General features: G+C 57.8%; 18 protein-coding genes. 12 read left to right on the top strand and 6 right to left on the bottom strand.

Features of this window, described 5'->3' with window-relative positions; translation table 11 throughout:
* Positions 1 to 12: 12 nt before the first annotated feature.
* The 3 genes from Q1A74_RS04110 to Q1A74_RS04100 all read right to left on the bottom strand — a co-directional run bounded on the left by Q1A74_RS04110 (position 13) and on the right by Q1A74_RS04100 (position 4,425).
* Positions 13 to 1,377 (bottom strand): replication-associated recombination protein A, encoded by a 1,365-nt coding sequence (locus tag Q1A74_RS04110; protein WP_299592635.1) that lies wholly within the window; start codon positions 1,375 to 1,377, stop codon positions 13 to 15.
* Positions 1,370 to 1,987, bottom strand: a complete 618-nt coding sequence (gene lolA, locus Q1A74_RS04105) for an outer membrane lipoprotein chaperone LolA (protein ID WP_299592632.1) — start codon at positions 1,985 to 1,987, stop codon at positions 1,370 to 1,372. The genes Q1A74_RS04110 and lolA overlap by 8 nt, the downstream gene beginning before the upstream one ends.
* A gap of 104 nt (positions 1,988 to 2,091) precedes the next feature.
* Positions 2,092 to 4,425: a DNA translocase FtsK gene (locus tag Q1A74_RS04100; protein ID WP_299592630.1), complete on the bottom strand. Its 2,334-nt coding sequence runs from the start codon at positions 4,423 to 4,425 to the stop codon at positions 2,092 to 2,094.
* Positions 4,426 to 4,970: 545 nt separating this feature from the next.
* Between Q1A74_RS04100 and trxB the strand changes: the two genes are divergently transcribed.
* The 4 genes from trxB to infA all read left to right on the top strand — a co-directional run bounded on the left by trxB (position 4,971) and on the right by infA (position 8,068).
* Positions 4,971 to 5,912: a thioredoxin-disulfide reductase gene (trxB, locus tag Q1A74_RS04095; RefSeq protein ID WP_299592628.1), complete on the top strand. Its 942-nt coding sequence runs from the start codon at positions 4,971 to 4,973 to the stop codon at positions 5,910 to 5,912.
* A 115-nt stretch (positions 5,913 to 6,027) separates the two neighbouring features.
* The gene (gene aat / locus Q1A74_RS04090; RefSeq protein WP_299592626.1) at positions 6,028 to 6,768 is read left to right on the top strand and encodes a leucyl/phenylalanyl-tRNA--protein transferase; all 741 of its coding nucleotides are present in this window, start codon (positions 6,028 to 6,030) and stop codon (positions 6,766 to 6,768) included.
* 174 nt (positions 6,769 to 6,942) lie between these two features.
* On the top strand, positions 6,943 to 7,662 hold the full coding sequence (locus Q1A74_RS04085; RefSeq protein WP_299592623.1) for an arginyltransferase: 720 nt from the start codon (positions 6,943 to 6,945) through the stop codon (positions 7,660 to 7,662).
* Between the two features lie 187 nt (positions 7,663 to 7,849).
* Entirely contained in the window at positions 7,850 to 8,068 is a 219-nt protein-coding gene (gene infA, locus Q1A74_RS04080) for a translation initiation factor IF-1 (RefSeq protein WP_010130378.1), read from the top strand.
* Positions 8,069 to 8,201: 133 nt separating this feature from the next.
* Here infA and clpA read toward each other — a convergent pair whose 3' ends face one another.
* Positions 8,202 to 10,484: an ATP-dependent Clp protease ATP-binding subunit ClpA gene (gene clpA, locus Q1A74_RS04075; RefSeq protein ID WP_299592614.1), complete on the bottom strand. Its 2,283-nt coding sequence runs from the start codon at positions 10,482 to 10,484 to the stop codon at positions 8,202 to 8,204.
* A gap of 131 nt (positions 10,485 to 10,615) precedes the next feature.
* Positions 10,616 to 11,011, bottom strand: coding sequence for an ATP-dependent Clp protease adapter ClpS (gene clpS / locus Q1A74_RS04070; protein ID WP_299592612.1), 396 nt, complete (start codon positions 11,009 to 11,011; stop codon positions 10,616 to 10,618).
* 352 nt (positions 11,012 to 11,363) lie between these two features.
* On the opposite strand from clpS, the gene cspD reads away from it, so the two are divergent.
* On the top strand, positions 11,364 to 11,657 hold the full coding sequence (cspD, locus tag Q1A74_RS04065; RefSeq protein WP_299592610.1) for a cold shock domain-containing protein CspD: 294 nt from the start codon (positions 11,364 to 11,366) through the stop codon (positions 11,655 to 11,657).
* A gap of 266 nt (positions 11,658 to 11,923) precedes the next feature.
* On the opposite strand, the gene icd is transcribed toward cspD, so the two are convergent.
* Entirely contained in the window at positions 11,924 to 13,174 is a 1,251-nt protein-coding gene (icd, locus tag Q1A74_RS04060) for an NADP-dependent isocitrate dehydrogenase (RefSeq protein ID WP_299592609.1), read from the bottom strand.
* 219 nt (positions 13,175 to 13,393) lie between these two features.
* Here icd and Q1A74_RS04055 point away from each other — a divergent pair, with 219 nt between their 5' ends.
* The 7 genes from Q1A74_RS04055 to Q1A74_RS04025 all read left to right on the top strand — a co-directional run bounded on the left by Q1A74_RS04055 (position 13,394) and on the right by Q1A74_RS04025 (position 19,896).
* Positions 13,394 to 14,065 carry a pseudouridine synthase gene (locus Q1A74_RS04055; protein ID WP_299592607.1) on the top strand — a complete coding sequence of 224 codons (672 nt, stop codon included), beginning with the start codon at positions 13,394 to 13,396 and terminating at the stop codon, positions 14,063 to 14,065.
* A 270-nt stretch (positions 14,066 to 14,335) separates the two neighbouring features.
* Positions 14,336 to 15,538 (top strand): tRNA 2-thiouridine(34) synthase MnmA, encoded by a 1,203-nt coding sequence (gene mnmA, locus Q1A74_RS04050; RefSeq protein WP_299592606.1) that lies wholly within the window; start codon positions 14,336 to 14,338, stop codon positions 15,536 to 15,538.
* Positions 15,535 to 16,170: a high frequency lysogenization protein HflD gene (gene hflD, locus Q1A74_RS04045; RefSeq protein WP_299592604.1), complete on the top strand. Its 636-nt coding sequence runs from the start codon at positions 15,535 to 15,537 to the stop codon at positions 16,168 to 16,170. Before mnmA ends, hflD begins: the two co-directional genes overlap by 4 nt.
* 67 nt (positions 16,171 to 16,237) lie before the next feature.
* Positions 16,238 to 17,611: an adenylosuccinate lyase gene (gene purB, locus Q1A74_RS04040; protein ID WP_299592603.1), complete on the top strand. Its 1,374-nt coding sequence runs from the start codon at positions 16,238 to 16,240 to the stop codon at positions 17,609 to 17,611.
* 52 nt (positions 17,612 to 17,663) lie between these two features.
* Positions 17,664 to 18,899, top strand: coding sequence for a cupin domain-containing protein (locus Q1A74_RS04035; RefSeq protein ID WP_299592601.1), 1,236 nt, complete (start codon positions 17,664 to 17,666; stop codon positions 18,897 to 18,899).
* A 14-nt stretch (positions 18,900 to 18,913) separates the two neighbouring features.
* Positions 18,914 to 19,375, top strand: a complete 462-nt coding sequence (locus Q1A74_RS04030) for a GNAT family N-acetyltransferase (protein WP_299592600.1) — start codon at positions 18,914 to 18,916, stop codon at positions 19,373 to 19,375.
* A gap of 38 nt (positions 19,376 to 19,413) precedes the next feature.
* Entirely contained in the window at positions 19,414 to 19,896 is a 483-nt protein-coding gene (locus Q1A74_RS04025; RefSeq protein ID WP_299592598.1) for a hypothetical protein, read from the top strand.
* Positions 19,897 to 19,900 lie beyond the last annotated feature (4 nt).

The following is a 19,900-nucleotide window of genomic DNA, read 5'->3' as shown; positions in this document are numbered from 1 at the left end:
CTGCGGGGGATTCTAGCGTTTTTCAGGCGCTACGTGTGATTCAGCCCCGTAGCGCTGTTGATCACTGGCCTCGTTGAGTGCCCGCAAGCGCTGCAGTTTTTCGTCGATCTTCAGTTCCAGCCCGCGGCTTACCGGGTGGTAATAGCGGCGGCTGGCAATGGCTTCGGGGAAGTAGTTCTCACCAGCGGCAAAGCCATCCCGCTCATCGTGGGCGTAGCGGTAATCGGCACCGTGCGCCATTTCTTTCGCCAGTTTGGTGGGGGCATTGCGTAAATGCACCGGCACCTCGTAACTTGGTTCGCGGCGGATATCCGCCAGCACCCGCTTGTAGGCACTGTAAACCGCATTACTCTTCGCCGCGACGGCGAGATACGCCACCGCCTGGGCTATGGCCAGCTCTCCTTCCGGGCTCCCCAGGCGCTCCTGTACGTCCCAGGCGTTCAGCGCAATTTCCAGCGCGCGGGGGTCCGCATTTCCGATGTCTTCACTGGCCATGCGCACCACACGGCGAGCGACATACAGCGGATCGCAACCGCCGTCGATCATCCGCGCAAACCAGTAGAGTGCCGCGTCCGGGTCTGAGCCGCGCACGGATTTGTGCAGTGCAGAAATCTGATCGTAAAAGTAGTCGCCACCCTTGTCGAAACGCCGCACATCGGCGGTCAGCACTTCGGCGAGCACGGCTTCGTCGATGAGCTGCCTGCCGCCCTCTTCCCGCGACAGATCACAGGCAATTTCCAGCAGATTGAGCGCGCTGCGGGCATCGCCGTCGGCGCTCAGGGTGATCTTGGCGAGGACTGCGTCGGTCATCTCAATGTTGCGTGCCCTGAGCTCTTCATCCTCCGCAAGTGCGCGCCGCAACAGGCCGCTCAACTCTTCCTGGCTGAGATTCCGCAGCAGGTAAACACGGCAGCGAGATAACAGAGCATTATTCAGCTCGAAGGACGGATTTTCGGTCGTGGCCCCCACAAACGTGACAGTGCCCTCCTCCACGTACGGCAGAAAGGCGTCTTGCTGGGCTTTGTTGAAGCGGTGCACCTCGTCCACAAACAGGATGGTGCCGCGACCAAACTGGGCCGCGTGCTGCTCTGCCTCGGCCACGGCCTGGCGGATCTCCTTGACCCCGGCAAGCACAGCGGAAAGTGTCGAAAAGCGCACATCACACTCTTCTGCCAGCAGCCGGGCGAACGTGGTTTTACCCACGCCAGGCGGCCCCCAGAGCACCATGGAGTGCAATTGCCCGCGCTCCACCGCCTCGCGCAGGGGTTTACCCGGGCCCAATAAATGCGTCTGGCCCACATAGTGGGCCAGAGTTTGCGGCCGCATACGGGCGGCCAGAGGTTGATGCCTGGGGGGCGACTGAAACAGATCACTCATCGCGAATAACGTCGGTACCCTTGGGTGGCTTGAAGTTGAACATATGGGAAGACAATTTGGGGTTGGCTTGTAGACCATTGAACTGGATGTCGGTGGTCTGGCCCATGCCATCACGCACCGTCATGGCTGCGGGCAGACCGCTCTTGTCAAAGCGGATCACCATGGATTTGAACGGCGCCGAGGCGCGTTTGGAGGTCAGGTAGTAAGCCCCTTTTTTGCTTTCAACGCTGAAAGACCCGCGGATATCTTCCACCTTGCCGCCAAGCAGCAACGCCGGGGTCTCTTTCATTCGGTTGTCCACCGGGCGGATGGTGACCTGCTCCAGATCGGGGTCGTATAACCACAGCTTTTTGTTATTGGTTACCAGCAGCTGCGGAAAGGGTTCGCCGGTTTTCCAGCGCAATTTTCCAGGGCGCTGCACGGAAAAGTTGCCGCTGCTCTTCTGCAGGGTTTTACCTTTCTGGTCCTTGAGGGTCTGGCGGAAGTTGCCGGAGATGGAGCCCAGCGGCTGCAACAGCCGGCTTAACTCTTCACTGGCGTCTGCCTGAACGCTGGCCGCACCGGTGCTGAATCCCAGTGCGAGAAGAAGAATACTCAGTGTGCGCTTCATATGTGCCTTCCAGTTTGCGATTCCGGGGTATGTCCTTAAAGCCTAGTCGGCGCCAAGTGAACCCGGCCTGAACCGGGGGCAATTTCCCCTGTGAGCCTGATCGGTCAAGCGGGGGGAGGTGCAAGCACTTCCCGGTTGCCGTTGGGCTGCTGGGGTGACACCACGCCGGCGGCCTCCATAGCCTCGATCATGCGGGCCGCGCGATTGTAGCCGATGCGCAGCTGTCGCTGCACAGATGAAATGGATGCCTTGCGGGACTTGGTCACAAATGCCACTGCCTCGTCATAGAGGGCATCCGTTTCCGGATCGTCCTCGCCGCCTTCCGTGGTCATTCCCGGTACTGGAATACTGTTGTTGGAATCGTCAACGATGCCGTCGATGAAATCCGGCTCACCCCGCCGTGCCCAGTCTGCCACAACCTGGTGCACCTCATGGTCATCCACAAAGGCCCCGTGCACCCTTATGGGCACCGCCGTACCCGGCGGCAGGTATAGCATATCGCCGTGTCCGAGGAGTTGCTCCGCACCCCCCTGATCCAAAATGGTGCGCGAATCAACTTTCGATGAAACCTGGAAGGCCATTCGCGTAGGCACGTTGGCCTTGATCAGCCCGGTAATCACATCCACCGACGGACGCTGGGTCGCCAGCAACAGGTGAATACCCGCAGCCCGTGCTTTCTGTGCGATGCGCGCAATCAGCTGCTCCACCTTCTTGCCGACAATCATCATCATGTCGGCAAATTCATCAATCACCACCACAATAGCGGGCAATGGCTTCAGATGCGGCCGGGTCTGCTCCGCCTCGGGCACGCTGGACATGGGGTCCGGCTGCCAGGTCGGGTCTTCCAGCGGTTCGCCGGCGGCAATGGCCTCTTTCACCTTGCGATTGAAGCCCGCCAGGTTGCGCACACCCATGGCCGCCATCAGCTTGTAGCGGCGCTCCATCTCACCCACACACCAACGCAAGCCATTGGCCGCGTCATTCATATCGGTAATCACCGGCGTGAGCAGGTGTGGAATACCCTCGTAGACCGAGAGCTCGAGCATTTTCGGGTCCACCAGAATCAGGCGGACCTCATCCGGCGTAGATTTATACAGCAGGCTCAACAGCATCACATTGATGCCCACAGACTTACCAGAGCCGGTTGTACCCGCCACCAGCAAGTGCGGCATCTTGGCCAGGTCTGCCACGACCGGCTGTCCCGCAATGTCGTGCCCCAATGCCAGGGTCAGCGCGGAACTGGACTTGTCATACACCTCGGCACCGAGCACCTCAGTGAGCCGCACCATCTGGCGGTTTTCGTTGGGAATCTCGATCCCCACCACGGATTTACCCGGGATCACTTCCACCACCCGCACACTGATTACCGCAAGGGAACGGGCCAGGTCTTTCGCCAGGTTGGTGATGCGACTTACTTTTACGCCGGGGGCCGGCTGGATTTCAAAGCGGGTAACCACCGGGCCGGGCAATACCGAAACCACTTCCGCCACCACGCCAAAATCTTTTAGCTTCAGCTCCAGCAGGCGAGACAGCGCTTCCAGTGCCTCACGGCTGAAACCGGCTTTTTTGTTGGTATCTGCCGCATCCAATAAGGACAGCGGCGGCAAAGTGCCGGTAACCGGGCCTTTGAACAGCTCGCCCTGCTTTTCCTTGACCGCGCGCGGGCTCGGCTTGGGCGGCGGCGCTGTCGGCGCTATCTGCGGCGGCTGGCGCTTGGCGGTGCGCTGTTTTTCCTCCTCAACGGCCGCTTTGCGTACCACGACAGCCTCACGGGCAAAACGCTGCTCTTCGCGATTCTTTCGCGCCCGCGCCATGCGGCTGCCAATCCAGCTGAATATGAAGAGCACACTGCGGCCGATATCTTCAAACAGCTTCAGCCAAGACATGCCCGTAAACACAGTCACTCCCATCGCGAATAGGGCCAACAGCAGAATCGTGGCGCCAACATAACCGAGCCCTTTTTCAATAAATAAGGATGCCGAGTAACCGATAATTCCGCCGTTCGCCCCTTCCGTGACCTCAGGTAAAGTGCCGGCTCGGTCGAAACAAAGGGTAGCTATAGCGGCACCGGAGACCAGCAACAGCAACAGGCCGCCAACCCGCAGCGCAAACAGCGGCCCGTGAAAGCGCGCATTCCGGTCGCGCAGAATGCGGAAGGCACGCCAGCCGATCAGAACGGGAAACAGGTATGCCATCCAGCCAAGCAGGGACAGTGATACGTCGGCGAGCCAGGCGCCGGTTGGCCCGATTGCGTTCTCAACCGCTCCGCCACTACCGGTATGGGACCAACCGGGATCGGCCGGGCTGTAACTCAGCAGACTGATACCCACCAGCAAGGCACCGGCCAGCAGTGTGATCAAGGCGCCCTCGCGGACAATCCTCGCGATCAGAGAATCTGGAATGGCTGCCGGAGATTCGGTTTCACTTTCAGCCTTCAATGGCTTACCTCAGTAACGGAGTTCTTGTTAGAGATGCCTTATTTAGAAGTTACGGCATTGTCAGGGCTTCTGTGTACTACAGCCGACGGCTAAATGCTACCTGAGGCACACCCTAGAAATCACTTTAACAATTAACTTTACGTTTAATATCAGCATGTTACAGGAACTACCTCACATCCATTGTAGATATGTGGCGGCAAACCGCCTGTCGAATCGAGGCCACCTGGGCGCGCCGACTTGAAACGCCGCCCGGGGTACCCCCTACCATTTGAGCAACCTATAAAACCCCACAATGAGATAAATAAATCCAAACTATTTGGTCGACTCTCCCCCTTCTCCTATCATTGCCGCAATTTTGACGCTGGGTATCGCCCATAGAGATCGCGCCGCACCCCAACACCCCGCCCTTGAACAATGGCGGAGGGAAGGCGATGATCCGCGCAGACAGAGCCGGCTGCGCCCAGCATCCGATGTCGCAAATAAGCGACAGAAGCACACGATTCCAACATCATCAATTTCAACATCGAAGTACTGTGAGTCCTGCCATGAGTAACCATCACCGCCTGATCATTCTCGGCTCCGGCCCCGCCGGCTATACCGCAGCCATCTACGCCGCGCGCGCCAACCTCAATCCTGTTGTCATTACCGGCATGCAACAGGGTGGCCAGCTGACCACCACCACTGAAGTGGAAAACTGGCCGGGCGGCGTACACGACCTGCAGGGCCCCGATCTGATGGTACAGATGCAACAACACGCAGAGCGCTTTGATACCAACATCATCTTCGACCACATCCACGAAGTTGACGTGAAGCAGCGTCCGTTCACCCTGAAAGGAAACGAGACCTACACCTGCGACGCACTGATCATCGCCACCGGCGCCTCTGCTCAGTACCTGGGCCTACCCTCTGAAGAGGCGTTCCAGGGCCGTGGCGTCAGCGCTTGCGCAACCTGCGACGGATTCTTCTATCGCGACCAGAAGGTCGTGGTGGTGGGCGGCGGCAACACCGCGGTCGAGGAAGCACTGTATCTCTCCAATATCGCCAGCGAAGTCACCCTGGTGCACCGTCGCGACGAACTGCGCTCTGAAAAAATTCTGCAGGACCGCCTGCTGGAGAAAGCAGAAAATGGCAACATCAACCTGTGCTGGCACCACACCCTCGACGAGGTGCTGGGTGACGACAACGGCGTAACCGGTGTTCGCCTGAAAAACGTCCAGGATGGCTCCACCAAGGAAGTGGACGTGTCCGGCGTGTTTATCGCCATTGGTCACAAGCCGAACACCGACATTTTTGAAGGACAGCTGGAAATGAACGGTGGCTATATCATCGTGGAAAGCGGCCTGCACGGAAATGCGACCCAGACTTCCGTCCCCGGCGTTTTCGCCGCAGGCGACGTGTCCGATCACATCTACCGTCAGGCAGTGACCTCCGCAGGTACCGGCTGCATGGCCGCCCTGGACGCCGAGCGCTACCTCGACGCCCAGTGAGGACAGCAAGGATTCATACAATCCTGTGAAAAACTGAGAAAGGCGGCTGAACAGCCGCCTTTCTTGGATCAGAATTGGCCAATATCGAACTGAGCAGCGTGGAGAAGCGACGAGATTGAGCAGCAGCACCAACGAAATCCTGTCGCTACTGGACCCCGACATCATCGCCTTTCCGGATACCAGCTGCGCGCTGGAGGACCCCGATGGCTTGCTGGCGGTGGGGGGCGATCTCACGCCGGAGTGGCTGCTGGCCGCCTACTCCCGCGGTATCTTCCCCTGGTTTTCGGACGACCAGCCAATCCTGTGGTGGTCCCCCTCCCCGCGCTGCATCGTCCGCCCCGCATCCACCCGTTTCAGCCGCAGCCTGAAAAAAGTTATCCGCCGGGGCCACTATCAGGTTACCTTCAACCAGGCCTTCGAGCAGGTTCTGGATGGCTGCGCCGCACCCCGCGCACAGGAATCAGGCACCTGGATTACTGAGGATATGCGCGAAGCCTACCTCGCCATGCACCAGTTGGGACACGCACATTCCGTAGAAGCCTGGCTCGACGGGGAGCTGGTAGGTGGCCTATACGGGCTGGCCATCGGACAGGTGTTCTTTGGCGAGTCCATGTTCCACCGCGCTACCGATGCCTCCAAAGTGGCGTTTGCCCACCTGGTACGCCAGTTGGCGGAATGGGGTTGCGAGCTGATCGACTGCCAGGTAAGCAACCCACACCTCGCCAGCCTCGGCGCTGTCGAAGTCCCAAGGGAAGAGTTCGAGCGATTACTGGCTGACGGCATCTCGGAAAACCGGGCAATAAACAGCTTCCCCTCCCCCTGGCCATCCGCACCCACGGGTTTGTGTTTTCCGTGACCGCAACTTACCCTCCGTTATTGGCGGATGGTTGTTTCGATACTCTGAGAGTTTCACGCGGGGAGTTTCACGCGGAGAGTTTCACGCGGAGAGTTTCACGCGCCTTAAGCCGCCAGTAGTCACCATCTACCGGACAAAAATGACCAGCGCGACAAGCCGGAGCACGCGAGCGGTATGAGCCAGTATTCCCAGTTGAACGCCGTACGCCTGTTGGCGACGCTACCTCACCCCTGTGGTTATCTGGAGGATCAGGAGGCCACCACCGTCTTTGTCGACCCGCAGACAGAAGTGGATCAACGGCTGTACAGTCGACTGTCTGAGCTCGGCTTCCGCCGCAGTGGTAATTACCTGTACCGCCCCCAGTGCACGCACTGCCAGGCCTGTATTCCGGCGCGTATTCCTGTGGAGCTATTCGTTCCGAACCGCAACCAGCGCCGCTGCTGGCGCCGCAACCGGGATCTGGATGTATTCCACGAGCGCAACATCGACACCGATGAGCATTACGCACTGTACGCACGCTATATCGAGCAGCGGCATCGCGACGGGGAAATGTACCCACCCAGCCGGGAGCAATTCCGGAACTTCCTGAACAACGCCTGGGGCAGCACGCGCTATCTCGAGTTCCGCGCCCGCGGGCGCCTGGTAGGCACGGCGGTAACCGATGTGTTGACGGGTGGTGTATCTGCGATCTATACGTTTTTCGACCCCGATGAGGAAAAGCGCAGTCTCGGCAGTTACTCCATCCTGTATCAGATTGAATGGGCGCGCCGCCTGGGACTACCCAGTCTGTACCTCGGATACTGGATCGCGCAGTGTCAGAAAATGGCTTATAAAAACCAGTTCCAGCCACTGGAAATCCTCCAGGACGGCCGTTGGATTCTAAAATCCGAATAGCGCCGCGCGAGGCCCGCAACCAGCAATTTCTGAAAACCCTCCCCGAAGCCCGCTTTCACTTGGCCTCCCGGCACTTTTCGTGCAAAATGCACGCCCGTCGTACCGCCGGGCCCCCGATTCTGACAAATGAAGGGCCACATAACCGTGGCGGAAAAGCTAGTACACATTAATCAAAGGTTGCTGCCGCATGGCAAAAGACGATTACATTGAAATGGAAGGTGAGGTGATCGACACCCTGCCCAACACCACATTCCGCGTGAAATTGGAAAATGGACATGTGGTAATCGCACACATTTCCGGCAAAATGCGCAAAAACTATATCCGCATTCTCACCGGTGACAAGGTCAAGGTCGAACTGACCCCATACGACCTGTCCAAGGGCCGCATTACTTACCGCGCCCGCTAAGTGCACCCGCCGACGGTCAGTCGGCACCGGCGTCTGGGCTGAGTTTCACTCCGTGTCCTCCCACCCAATAAAGACGCATGAAAAAAGCCACCTCCAGGGTGGCTTTTTCATTTTGTGAGCGGAAGCTTTTCGTTCAGTGAACGGGCAAGGCAGTGCGAATCTTGAGCTGATCGTCCTCCACCGTGACCTCAACCTTGCCCCCCTCTTCCGACAACTCACCGAACAGCACGGCTTCGGCCAGAGGCTTGCGCAGTTTTTCACGGATCAGGCGCGCCATCGGACGTGCGCCCATCTTCTCATCGTAACCTTTCACCGCCAGCCACTCACGAGCCTCGTCATCGACCTCCAGAGTCACACGGGATTCATCCAGCTGCGCCTGCAGCTCCACAACAAACTTGTCCACCACGGTTTTGACTACTTCCATATCGAGTGCACCAAACTGAATGATGCTGTCGAGGCGGTTGCGGAATTCGGGAGTAAACATCTTTTTGATCTCCTCCATTCCATCGGTACTGTGGTCCTGATTTGCAAAGCCGATAGATCGGCGACTCATCAATTCTGCACCAGCATTGGTGGTCATGATCAGGATTACATTGCGGAAGTCAGCCTTGCGCCCGTTGTTATCAGTCAGGGTGCCGTGATCCATCACCTGCAGCAGCAAATTGAAGACTTCCGGGTGCGCCTTCTCGATCTCATCCAGCAATACCACGCTGTGGGGGTGCTTGGTAACCGAGTCGGTCAACAGACCGCCCTGATCGAAGCCTACATAGCCCGGAGGTGCACCGATCAGGCGGGACACCGTGTGACGCTCCATGTACTCGGACATATCAAAGCGAATCAGCTCGATGCCCATGACCTGCGCCAGCTGGCGACAGAGTTCGGTTTTACCTACCCCGGTGGGGCCGGCAAACAGGAAGGAACCAATGGGCTTTTCTTCCGCGCCGAGACCCGCGCGGGCCAGCTTGATCGAGGTGCTCAGCGCACCGATCGCGTCGTCCTGCCCGAACACCACCATTTTGAGGTTGTCATCGAGCTTGGCCAGCGCCTGCTTGTCGGAAGCGGAAACACTTTTTGCAGGAATGCGGGCCATTTTGGCCACGACATTTTCAATCTCGGTCACCGAAATGGTGTCGGTACGCTGGTCCGCAGGGAGCAGCGCCTGGTATGCCCCGGCCTCATCGATCACGTCGATGGCCTTGTCCGGCAGGAAGCGTTCAGTGATATGGCGGTTGGCTAGATTTGCGGCAGCTTCCAGCGCGGCATCGGTAAAGCGCACCTTGTGGTGGTCTTCAAAGCAGGTTTTGAGGCCCTGAAGAATCTGCACCGTTTCTTCCACCGAAGGCTCGTGCACATCAATCTTCTGGAAGCGGCGAGACAGAGCGCGGTCTTTTTCGAAGATGCCACGGTATTCGTTGAAGGTGGTGGAGCCAATGCAGCGCAATTGGCCACTGGACAGCAACGGCTTCAGCAGGTTGGAAGCGTCCATCACGCCACCGGATGCCGCACCGGCACCAATGATGGTGTGAATTTCATCGATAAACAGCACCGCGTGCTCGCGCTTTTTCAGTTCCGCCAATAGCGCTTTGAAGCGTTTCTCAAAGTCGCCGCGGTACTTGGTGCCCGCCAGCAATGAGCCCAGATCCAGGGAGTAGATGGTGCTGTCTTTCAGCGGCTCCGGCACTTCGCTGTCCACGATGCGTCGGGCGAGACCTTCGGCGATTGCGGTTTTACCCACACCGGACTCCCCCACCAGCAGGGGATTATTCTTGCGGCGGCGGGCCAACACCTGGGTTACCCGCTCCACTTCAGGCGCACGGCCTACCAGCGGATCAATCCGTCCAAGAATGGCTTCCTGGTTCAGGTTGGTGGCATAACTTTCCAGCGGATCGGAACCACCTGGCTCGGTGGTGGCACCCAGATCCTCATCCACCTGCTCCGGGGAGGGATCTGGATTACTGTGCGTGTTATTGCCACCGGAGCTCACCCGGGAGATGCCGTGCGTGATGTAATTCACCACATCGATCCGCGCAACACTCTGCTGCTTCAGGTAGTAAACGGCCTGACTTTCCTGCTCACAGAAAATAGCCACCAGCACATTGGCGCCAGTCACCTCTTTCTTGCCGGACGACTGTACATGAAAAACCGCGCGCTGCAGTACGCGCTGGAACCCGAGGGTCGGCTGGGTTTCCCGCTCACTGTCGTTTTCCGGAATCAGGGGGGTAGTGGAATCTACGAATTCGAGCAGCTCCCGGCGCAGCGCACTGAGGTCGGCACCGCAGGCATGCAGAACATCTGCCGCGGATTCATTGTCCAGCAGTGCCAGCAACAGGTGTTCCACGGTCATGAATTCGTGACGTTTCGCCCGTGCACCTTTAAACGCTAGATTGAGCGTTACCTCTAAATCCTTGCTGAGCATTTGAACCTCAAACCTTACTGGCCAATGTCATCCGGGTTGTAGTGAAAAACACCCGGTATTCCTGATTTTTTGCCGGATAACCGGCCGGAAAAGTCACACCTGAACCTTTACAGGCGCCGGAATTGCTAACCTCAACCCTCCTCGCCGTTTTCGTCATCTTCATCCGCTTCAATTTCGCAAAGCAGCGGGTGCTCGTTGTCCCGCGCAAACTGATTTACCTGCGCAGCCTTTGTTTCCGCTATATCTCGAGTATAGACACCACAGATGGCTTTTCCCTTGGTGTGTACCTGCAGCATCAATTGAGTGGCGCGCTCTCGATTGACGTAAAAGAAAAGCTCCAGTGCCTCGACAACGAACTCCATCGGCGTGTAGTCGTCGTTGAGCATCAACACCTTGTACATCGGGGGCCGCTTCAGTCGTGGTTTTGCCTCCGCAAGAGCGGTATCCCCTTCAGCGCCGTGAAACTGCAAGTCATCGTCGTCATTGCCTTCGTTGGAGTGTAGTTTAATGATTTGTGATTTTCCCATAGCGCTAATCAATCAGAGTTCAGGAATCAGTTCACAGTGCTGACGTTCTCGCGGTCATTCACCGGCGTTAGACGAGTACGAATCGCCGCTGTCAGTCACTGCTGCCAGTTGAGTAAGAGGCCATTGTAACCCCAAATAGCGGCCAGCACAGTCAACGGGAGCGCACTCCCTTGACAAGGGGCAGCGTCTTGGCTACAAGAGGTATTAACCGCGCCAAGCGGTGATGAGGCAATCGCCAATGATCGTACAAATGATGTTGTGCGAACTAAGGAAGCGCATGAAGCGCGATAACAATAATTACTACATTTTTAGGCGGCCAGCAGTCGCCCCGGCAATTTAGAGGGATTTCGCCATGCCTACCGGTACCGTTAAGTGGTTCAATAACGCCAAGGGATATGGGTTCATTCTTGCTGATGAGGGTGGAGAAGACCTGTTTGCACATTACTCGGCTATTCAAATGGAAGGGTATCGCACCCTGAAAGCCGGTCAGCAGGTCAATTTCGACATCATTCAAGGCGACAAGGGCTACCACGCAGCGAATATCAGCGCCGCTACCGCAGACAGCACCAGCGTGCCGGCTCCTGCTGCCCAGGCAAGCCAGGCAGCCCCCGTGCGGGAAAAAGAGACCGAAGAAGCGCTCGACTGAGCCTGGCTCCAGGCCACCCTGCCAGGGGTGGCCTTTCGGCTTCGACTAAACGCTAGACCGCACTTTGTAGCGGCCGCGACAAAACTCCGGCTTACGGCCGGTAAGCTCTGCACGCCCCTCCACTGGCACAAGCGTGCCACCCCAGCACCCTCCTCCACCCATTCGTCCCGCGCCCCGCGAGCGGTTTCCCGGTATCTCAGACAAAAAAAAGCCCCGCATCACAGAGATGCGGGGCTTTTTATTTCGCTAAGGATCAAGCCAGCGGATTACGCCATGTGCTTGATGATTTCCTCACCGAACTCGGAGCAGGACTTCAGCGCAGCATCGTCCATCAGACGTTCGAAGTCGTAGGTTACGGTCTTCGCTTCGATCGCGCCTTCCATACCCTTAACAACCAGGTCAGCCGCTTCGTTCCAGCCCAGGTGACGCAGCATCATTTCAGCAGACAGGATCAGAGAACCTGGGTTCACTTTGTCCTGGCCTGCGTACTTCGGTGCGGTACCGTGGGTTGCTTCGAACAGGGCCACTTCGTCAGACAGGTTCGCACCAGGGGCGATACCGATACCACCAACCTGTGCCGCCAGGGCGTCAGAGAGATAGTCACCGTTCAGGTTCAGAGTGGCGATCACGTCGTACTCGGCCGGACGCAGCAGGATCTGCTGCAGCATTGCATCGGCGATTACGTCTTTAACCACGATTTCCTTGCCGGTGTTCGGGTTCTTGAAGCTGCACCAGGGGCCACCGTCAATCGGCTGAGCACCAAACTCTTCGCGGGCCAGCTCGTAGCCCCAGTCTGCGAAGGCGCCTTCGGTGAACTTCATGATGTTGCCTTTGTGCACCAGGGTCAGGGAGTCGCGGTCCTGATCGATGGTGTACTGCAGGGCTTTGCGCACCAGACGCTTGGTGCCCTCTTCGGAAACCGGCTTAACACCGATACCCACTTCTTGCGGGAAGCGGATTTTCTTAACACCCATCTCTTCCTGCAGGAACTTAACCACTTTTTTGGCTTCGTCGGTGCCGGCTTTCCACTCAATACCTGCGTAGATATCTTCAGAGTTTTCACGGAAGATCACCATGTCTACCTTGTTCGGCTCTTTTACCGGAGAAGGTACACCGCTGAACCAACGCACCGGGCGCTGACATACATACAGATCCAGCTCCTGACGCAGGGCAACGTTCAGGGAGCGGAAACCGCCGCCTACCGGTGTGGTCAGCGGGCCTTTGATGCTGACAACGTATTCTTTGATGGCTTCCAGGGTTTCAGCCGGGAACCAGTCGCCGCTGTAGGTCTCAGCCGCTTTTTCGCCACAGAAAATTTCCATCCAGGCGATAGACTTCTCATCGCTGTACGCCTTGCTGACTGCGGCGTCGATCACTTTACGCATTACCGGGGTGATATCCACGCCGATGCCGTCACCTTCGATGAACGGAATGATCGGGGTGCTCGGTACGTTCAGAGAACCATCTGCATTGACTGTGACTTTTTCGCCGTTGCCCGGCACTTGGATATGACCCATTAAGTTGACTCCCGTAACTCTTTGACTAAACGTCCGGCTTTATCGGGGAAAAATCGGCATAATGCGCCGAAAGTTCCGATACCGGTCAAGGTTGCCGCCCGTTGTCTGCGCCGTTGCATACGCGGAGCTGGCTAAAAATCGGCGGGATTATATCAGCATCCGGCCAATTTTGTAGTTTCATTACAACCAAACCACGAGCACTTTGCCCCAGCGCATGTCATGAGCCAACTGATTCTGTTCAACAAACCTTACGGTGTCCTCTGTCAATTTACCGACAACGAGGGCCGCCCCACACTGGCCGACTACATCAAGAAACCCGGTGTCTACGCGGCCGGCCGCCTCGACTTCGACTCCGAGGGGCTGCTGCTGCTTACCGATGACGGCCAGCTACAACACCAGATTGCGCACCCCACCCACAAGCTACCCAAGGTGTACTGGGCGCAGGTGGAGGGCGATGTAAGCGAAGACGCGCTGGTGCAGCTACGCCGGGGCGTGCAACTGAAAGACGGGCGCACAGCCCCGGCCCGGGCACGCCTGCTCGAGGAGCCAGCGCTGTGGCCCCGGGTGCCCCCCATTCGCGAGCGCAAGTCCATTCCCACCAGCTGGATCGAACTCACCATCACTGAGGGCCGCAATCGACAGGTCAGGAGAATGACCGCAGCGGTTGGCCACCCTACCTTGAGACTCGTAAGACACGCCATTGGCAACTGGACACTCGACGGCATTGCCTCCGGGGAGCATTGCAGCGAGGATGTATACCTTCCAAAACCTGCCGCCACGAAACGGACATCCGACACCAATCGAAACAACAGCAACAAGCGCACTGGTCGAAAGCCACCCCCCGGCACCCCCCGAAACCGAAAACCCGGGGCCGGAACCCGAAAGCGCTGACCCGCAGGTCCCATTCCTGGATGGTACTCTCAACACCTGCCAGTGCGCCTTCACCACGGCAACTAACCTTAAATAGGTACCTGGCACCTCTGTGGCCGGCACTTCGGCCAGCTCAGCCTCCGGCCGGAAATAGAGCCAAAAGTGCCTGAATTGGTCAGCAACCCCAATCGCGGGTAAAATGCGCCACCATTTTCCCGCCTCCGGGCGGTTCTGCGGCCTGTTTGGGGTTGAAAACCCGCTCACGCCCCTCACTGTAACAACCGGTATTTCATGTCAGCTTCGGAATTGCCCGTGTCCTCCGCATCCAACGATCCGAGCCGCAATGCGGCCGCCCCAAAGCGCGTCGTCGTCGGCATGTCCGGCGGCGTGGACTCGTCTGTGGCCGCCCATCTGCTGATCCAGCAGGGGTATCAGGTCGAAGGCCTGTTTATGAAGAACTGGGACGAAGACGACGGCACCGAGTACTGTACGGCCAAGCAGGATCTCGCCGATGCGGAGTCCGTGTGTAAGCGCCTCGGGATCAAGTTGCATACGGCGAATTTCGCGGCGGAATACTGGGACAATGTGTTCGAGTACTTTCTCGCCGAGTACAAGGCGGGCCGCACACCCAACCCGGATATTTTGTGCAACCGCGAAATCAAATTTAAAGTCTTCCTTGAATACGCGGCAATGCTCGGTGCGGACACCATCGCCACCGGCCACTACGCGCGTCGCTGGGACGAAGACGGCCGCACCTATTTGATGAAAGGGCTCGACGGGAACAAGGACCAGAGCTATTTCCTGCATGCGGTTGGCGAAGCCGAATTTTCACGCTCGCTCTTCCCTCTGGGTGAGCTGGAAAAACCGGAAGTGCGCCGTATCGCCGAGGAAAACGGCTTTATCACCCACAGCAAGAAAGACAGCACCGGTATCTGCTTTATCGGCGAGCGCCGTTTTAAAGATTTCCTCGAGCAGTATCTGCCAGCCCAACCCGGCGAGATGCAAACGCCAGATGGCGAGGTGATGGGCCAGCATGCTGGACTGATGTATCACACCATCGGCCAGCGCCAGGGCCTGGGTATTGGCGGGGTAAAAGGCGCCGGTGACCAACCCTGGTATGTGGTAGGCAAAGACCTGGAACACAATGTGCTGCTGGTGGCGCAGGGCAAACACCACCCGCTTCTGTATTCTACTGGTCTAACCGCAACCCAGGCGCACTGGATCAACGGTAAGCCGCCAGCGCAGACATTCCGCGCAGCAGCGAAAACCCGCTACCGCCAGGCAGACCAGAATTGTGAAATTGTGGTCGAAGACAACGGTCAACTGACCATTGCTTTTGACCAGCCGCAGCGCGCGGTCACTCCGGGGCAATCCGTGGTGATTTATCAGGGCGATATCTGCCTGGGTGGCGCAATCATTGATGTGGCCACCGGTGTTGGTGAAGTAGATCCGGATACTCTTGAAAAGAAACAGGCTGCAGGGAGCAACTCTTGAGCAATTGGCGAGATCAGGCACTGGCACTAGCCGGGGTTTTCCAGGCTGCCATTCTGGTAGAGCGGCTGGCCAAAACCGGTACCGCCCCTAGCGAGCAGATGGAAACTGCGGTTTACAGCCTGTTTCAGCAGAACCCGGAAACTACGGAAGACGTATACGGCGGCGTAGAAAAACTGCTGCCTGGTCTGCGCGGTGCGCGGCAGCTGCTCGCCACTCGCAGCCACCCGGAATACACCGACTGCCTGCGTTATGTGCTGTCCATTCTTTATTTGCAACGGCAACTGGCAAAGAAGCCCGACCTGCTTTCTATCATCGGCAGTCGCCTGGAAAAGGCCCAGTTGCAATCAGAACACTTTGGTGTCGGCCATGAGAATGTTTACGCCAATCTGGCAAGTATTTACAGCGACACCCTGAGCACCTTCCGCTTCCGGATCCAGGTGCTGGGCGATTTCAATTTCCTGCAACAACAGCGCATCGCCAACCAGATCCGTACCATGCTGTTTGCCGGCGTACGCTCGGCCATGCTGTGGCGCCAACTGGGTGGGCGCCGCCTGCACTTGCTATTTCAACGCAAGAAACTGATTGCCGCGATGGACGCGCTGATCGCCAAATACGAATCACTGGAACACTGATTGATTTCTTTTTTCTGCCGCACACCAAGCTGGAACAGCGGCCGAATCTCAAACTCGGAGAGACACCATGACCGTCGAGCTATCCGCACTGACTGCGGTTTCCCCTATTGATGGACGCTACGAAAGCAAAACCGCAGGCCTGCGCGACATTTTCAGCGAATACGGCCTGATCCGCGCCCGCGTAGAAGTGGAAGTCCGCTGGCTACAACAGCTCGCCCGCCACGAAAAAATTGGCGAAGTGCAGCCGTTCACCGGCAACAGCAATCAGGTGCTCGACGACATCGTGGCGCAATTTTCAGTAGAAGATGCGGAGCGCATCAAAGAGATCGAGCGCACGACCAACCACGACGTAAAAGCCGTGGAGTACTTCCTGAAGGAAAAAGTGAAAGGTGACGAGCAGCTGGAAGCAGTAAGCGAATTCATTCACTTTGCCTGCACCTCCGAGGACATCAACAACCTGTCTCACGCACTGATGTTGCGCGCGGGCCGCGATCAGGTGCTGCTGCCGGCGATGAACCAGATCGTGAATGAGATCGCCACCCAGGCCAAGGCCTTCGCCGACGTGCCGATGCTGTCGCGCACCCATGGCCAGACCGCCAGCCCTACCACCGTAGGTAAAGAGCTGGCCAACGTGGTCGCGCGCCTGCGCCGCCAGGTAAAGCAGATTCACGAAGTAGAGCTGCTGGGTAAAATTAATGGCGCTGTGGGCAACTACAACGCGCACCTGTCTGCTTACCCGGATGTGGACTGGGAGAAGAACGCCGAGGAGTTTGTCACCTCCCTGGGCCTGTCCTGGAACCCCTACACCACCCAGATCGAACCACACGACTATATTGCTGAGCTGTTCGATGCCATCGCGCGCTTCAACACCATCCTGATCGACTTCGATCGCGATATCTGGGGTTACATCTCCCTCGGCTACTTCAAGCAGAAAGTGGTCGCTGGCGAAGTGGGCTCCTCCACCATGCCGCACAAAGTGAACCCGATCGACTTCGAAAACTCCGAGGGTAACCTGGGTATCGCCAACGCGGTATTCCAGCACCTGGCGGCCAAACTGCCGGTCTCCCGCTGGCAGCGCGACCTCACAGACTCCACTGTACTGCGCAACATGGGCGTGGGCGCGGGCTACTCGGTGATTGCCTACGCGGCCACCCAGAAAGGTCTGGGCAAACTCGAAATCAACCGCGCGCGCCTGGAAGAAGACCTGAACAATGCCTGGGAAGTACTCGCAGAGCCGATTCAAACGGTCATGCGCCGTTACAACATCGAAGAGCCGTACGAAAAGCTGAAGGCCCTCACCCGTGGCCAGGGCATCACCAAGGAGACGCTGTCCGTATTTATTGACGGCCTGGAAATGCCGGAAGACGCCAAGAAATCCCTGCGTGAAATGACCCCGGCCAGCTACATCGGTAACGCCGTGGCCCAGGCCAACAAAATCTGAGCCGGCGCAGTTACGCCCTGAAGTCAGACACTACAAACCGGGAGTTTTCGCCATGAGCGAGTCGGGCCAGCACCATCCAGTTGAACCACTGACCCACCTTGGCGATATCCCGGTGGAAACCTTTCTGCGGGAGTACTGGCAAAAAAAGCCGCTGCTGATCCGCAATGTGTTTCCCGGCTTTGAAACGCCCATCACCGGTGAAGAACTTGCCGGGATGGCGCTGGAAGAGCAGATAGAGTCCCGCCTGATCGAAGAACACGGTATCGACGGGCCATGGCAACTTCGCTCCGGCCCGTTCACTGAGCAAGACTTTTTCTCCCTTCCGAAAACCCACTGGACACTGCTGGTACAGGCAGTGGATCAGTGGATCCCAGAAGTGACCGCACTCAAGAATCACTTTCGCTTTCTTCCTGACTGGCGCCTCGATGACATCATGATCAGCTACGCCGCCGATCAGGGCAGCGTTGGGCCCCATTACGATTTTTACGATGTCTTCCTGCTGCAGGCGGAAGGTAAACGGCGCTGGCACCTGGGCCCCAAGGCCGATGCCAGCAGCCCGCGGGTTGAGGGTACTCCGCTCAACATCCTCAGCCAGTTTGAAGCGGAAACCAGCTGGCTGCTGGAGCCGGGAGACATGCTTTATCTGCCCCCGCAATACAGCCACTGGGGGATTGCCGAAGGCGGCTGCACCACCATTTCCGTGGGATTCCGGGCACCGTCTGCCAGCACCATGCTGGAAGACCTGGCCGCAGAACTCGGCGCCGGCCTACCGGATCACTATCGCTATTCCGACCCCGACCTCACCCTCCCCGACAATCCATCGGAAATCGATGCGCAGACCGTCGCTCGCGTTCAGCGCCACCTGGCGGAATGGCTCCAGCAACCACAGAACATCGCTCAGTGGTTTGGCGCCATCATGACCGAGACCAAATATCCGGAAACCGTGGCGCTGGACGCCGGTGCCGCCGAGGACTGGCGTGAGCAGCTGGCCGCGGATGGCTGCCTGATCCTGAACCCCGGCTCCCGCAGTGCCTTTGCGCGAGAACCTGCCAGCCTCTTTGTGGATGGAGAATCCTTTCCGGCGCCACTGCTGTTTGCCGAAGGCTTCTGCAACAGCCGAACATTGACGCAGACCGACGTGGACGCCTACCCTGAACTTGCCGCCAGCAACGGGTTAATCGATGTACTGGTTTCACAGGGCAGTCTCATTTACCCTGAGACGCTGGAAGATTACCAAGAAGACGATAACGAAGAAGAATACGATCAGGGCGACGATCCCGAAGATTAGTAGGAGAAGAGTTGATGAGTCTGTTTGTACGCCTTGCCGACTGGCAGACCGATCGAGATGCCATCCGCAAAGTTCGGCAGAAAGTCTTTGTAGATGAGCAACAGGTTCCACCGGAACTGGAGTGGGATGAACTTGAAGAAAGTGCGCAACACTTTCTGATCTACCACCACAATAAGCCCATTGGCACTGGCCGTTTGACGGGCGGCGGCAAAATCGGGCGCATGGCAATTCTGAAAGACGCCCGCGGCCTGGGCGCCGGCCTGGAGCTACTGAAACGAATCTGCAAATTCGCGCGGGTTTCCGGCCAAAAAAACGTCTACCTCAACGCCCAGGTACAAGCAGTCCCCTTTTATGAGAAAGCGGGTTTTACCGTGTCCGGTGAAGAGTTTATGGAAGCCGGGATACCCCACCGGCGAATGGACCTGACCCTGAGCGACAAAGAACCCTGCGAAAATACTGACGACTGGAATCGCTAGTTCCGGTCCTGTGTTTTAAAGTCATGAGTTTCCCGTCGATGGATTCTGAGCCCACATCCCTCTCTGATATCGAAAGCTTCCGCGATGCCCTGCACACGCTGGCTGGTACCAGTCGCAGGCATTTGCGCATCTACTCTCAGGGTCTGGCGCGCCCACTCTACAGCGATCCCGAAACGGTTCAGCACCTGTCGGATTTCGCCCGCAGTAGCCGCTACGCTCTGATACAGATTCTGATCACCGACAATGAACACTTGTTGCGTCGGCCACACCAGCTGCTACCGCTCATCCAGCGACTGGGCAGCCGAATCGAATTGCGTAAGGTACAAGCCTCCACCGAGCCCACGGACTGGGAATTTGCCCTGGGCGACGCCACACAGGTGATCTTGCGTACCGACAAGGAGAAGTGGCAGGGACACTACCATCCCGATAACCCTGTACGCGTCAGGCAATTACAGGACGTCTTCGAGCAAGCCTGGCTGCACGCCCGCCCCGATCCCGAGTTAAAGCGATTCGTGCTTTAGCCTG

Source organism: uncultured Microbulbifer sp. (assembly GCF_947504145.1).
Taxonomy (GTDB): domain Bacteria; phylum Pseudomonadota; class Gammaproteobacteria; order Pseudomonadales; family Cellvibrionaceae; genus Microbulbifer.
The sequence above is the reverse complement of the archived record's forward strand: the minus strand, read 5'-3'. Positions and strand labels throughout refer to the sequence as shown.

Coding starts and splice junctions, on each gene's coding strand:
- Q1A74_RS04110 (WP_299592635.1), bottom strand. CDS start 1,377: ATGAGTGATCTGTTTCAGTCGCCCCCCAGGCATCAACCTCTGGCCGCC.
- lolA (WP_299592632.1), bottom strand. CDS start 1,987: ATGAAGCGCACACTGAGTATTCTTCTTCTCGCACTGGGATTCAGCACC.
- trxB (WP_299592628.1), top strand. CDS start 4,971: ATGAGTAACCATCACCGCCTGATCATTCTCGGCTCCGGCCCCGCCGGC.
- Q1A74_RS04085 (WP_299592623.1), top strand. CDS start 6,943: ATGAGCCAGTATTCCCAGTTGAACGCCGTACGCCTGTTGGCGACGCTA.
- infA (WP_010130378.1), top strand. CDS start 7,850: ATGGCAAAAGACGATTACATTGAAATGGAAGGTGAGGTGATCGACACC.
- clpA (WP_299592614.1), bottom strand. CDS start 10,484: ATGCTCAGCAAGGATTTAGAGGTAACGCTCAATCTAGCGTTTAAAGGT.
- clpS (WP_299592612.1), bottom strand. CDS start 11,011: ATGGGAAAATCACAAATCATTAAACTACACTCCAACGAAGGCAATGAC.
- cspD (WP_299592610.1), top strand. CDS start 11,364: ATGCCTACCGGTACCGTTAAGTGGTTCAATAACGCCAAGGGATATGGG.
- icd (WP_299592609.1), bottom strand. CDS start 13,174: ATGGGTCATATCCAAGTGCCGGGCAACGGCGAAAAAGTCACAGTCAAT.
- Q1A74_RS04055 (WP_299592607.1), top strand. CDS start 13,394: ATGAGCCAACTGATTCTGTTCAACAAACCTTACGGTGTCCTCTGTCAA.
- mnmA (WP_299592606.1), top strand. CDS start 14,336: ATGTCAGCTTCGGAATTGCCCGTGTCCTCCGCATCCAACGATCCGAGC.
- purB (WP_299592603.1), top strand. CDS start 16,238: ATGACCGTCGAGCTATCCGCACTGACTGCGGTTTCCCCTATTGATGGA.
- Q1A74_RS04035 (WP_299592601.1), top strand. CDS start 17,664: ATGAGCGAGTCGGGCCAGCACCATCCAGTTGAACCACTGACCCACCTT.
- Q1A74_RS04030 (WP_299592600.1), top strand. CDS start 18,914: ATGAGTCTGTTTGTACGCCTTGCCGACTGGCAGACCGATCGAGATGCC.
- Q1A74_RS04025 (WP_299592598.1), top strand. CDS start 19,414: ATGGATTCTGAGCCCACATCCCTCTCTGATATCGAAAGCTTCCGCGAT.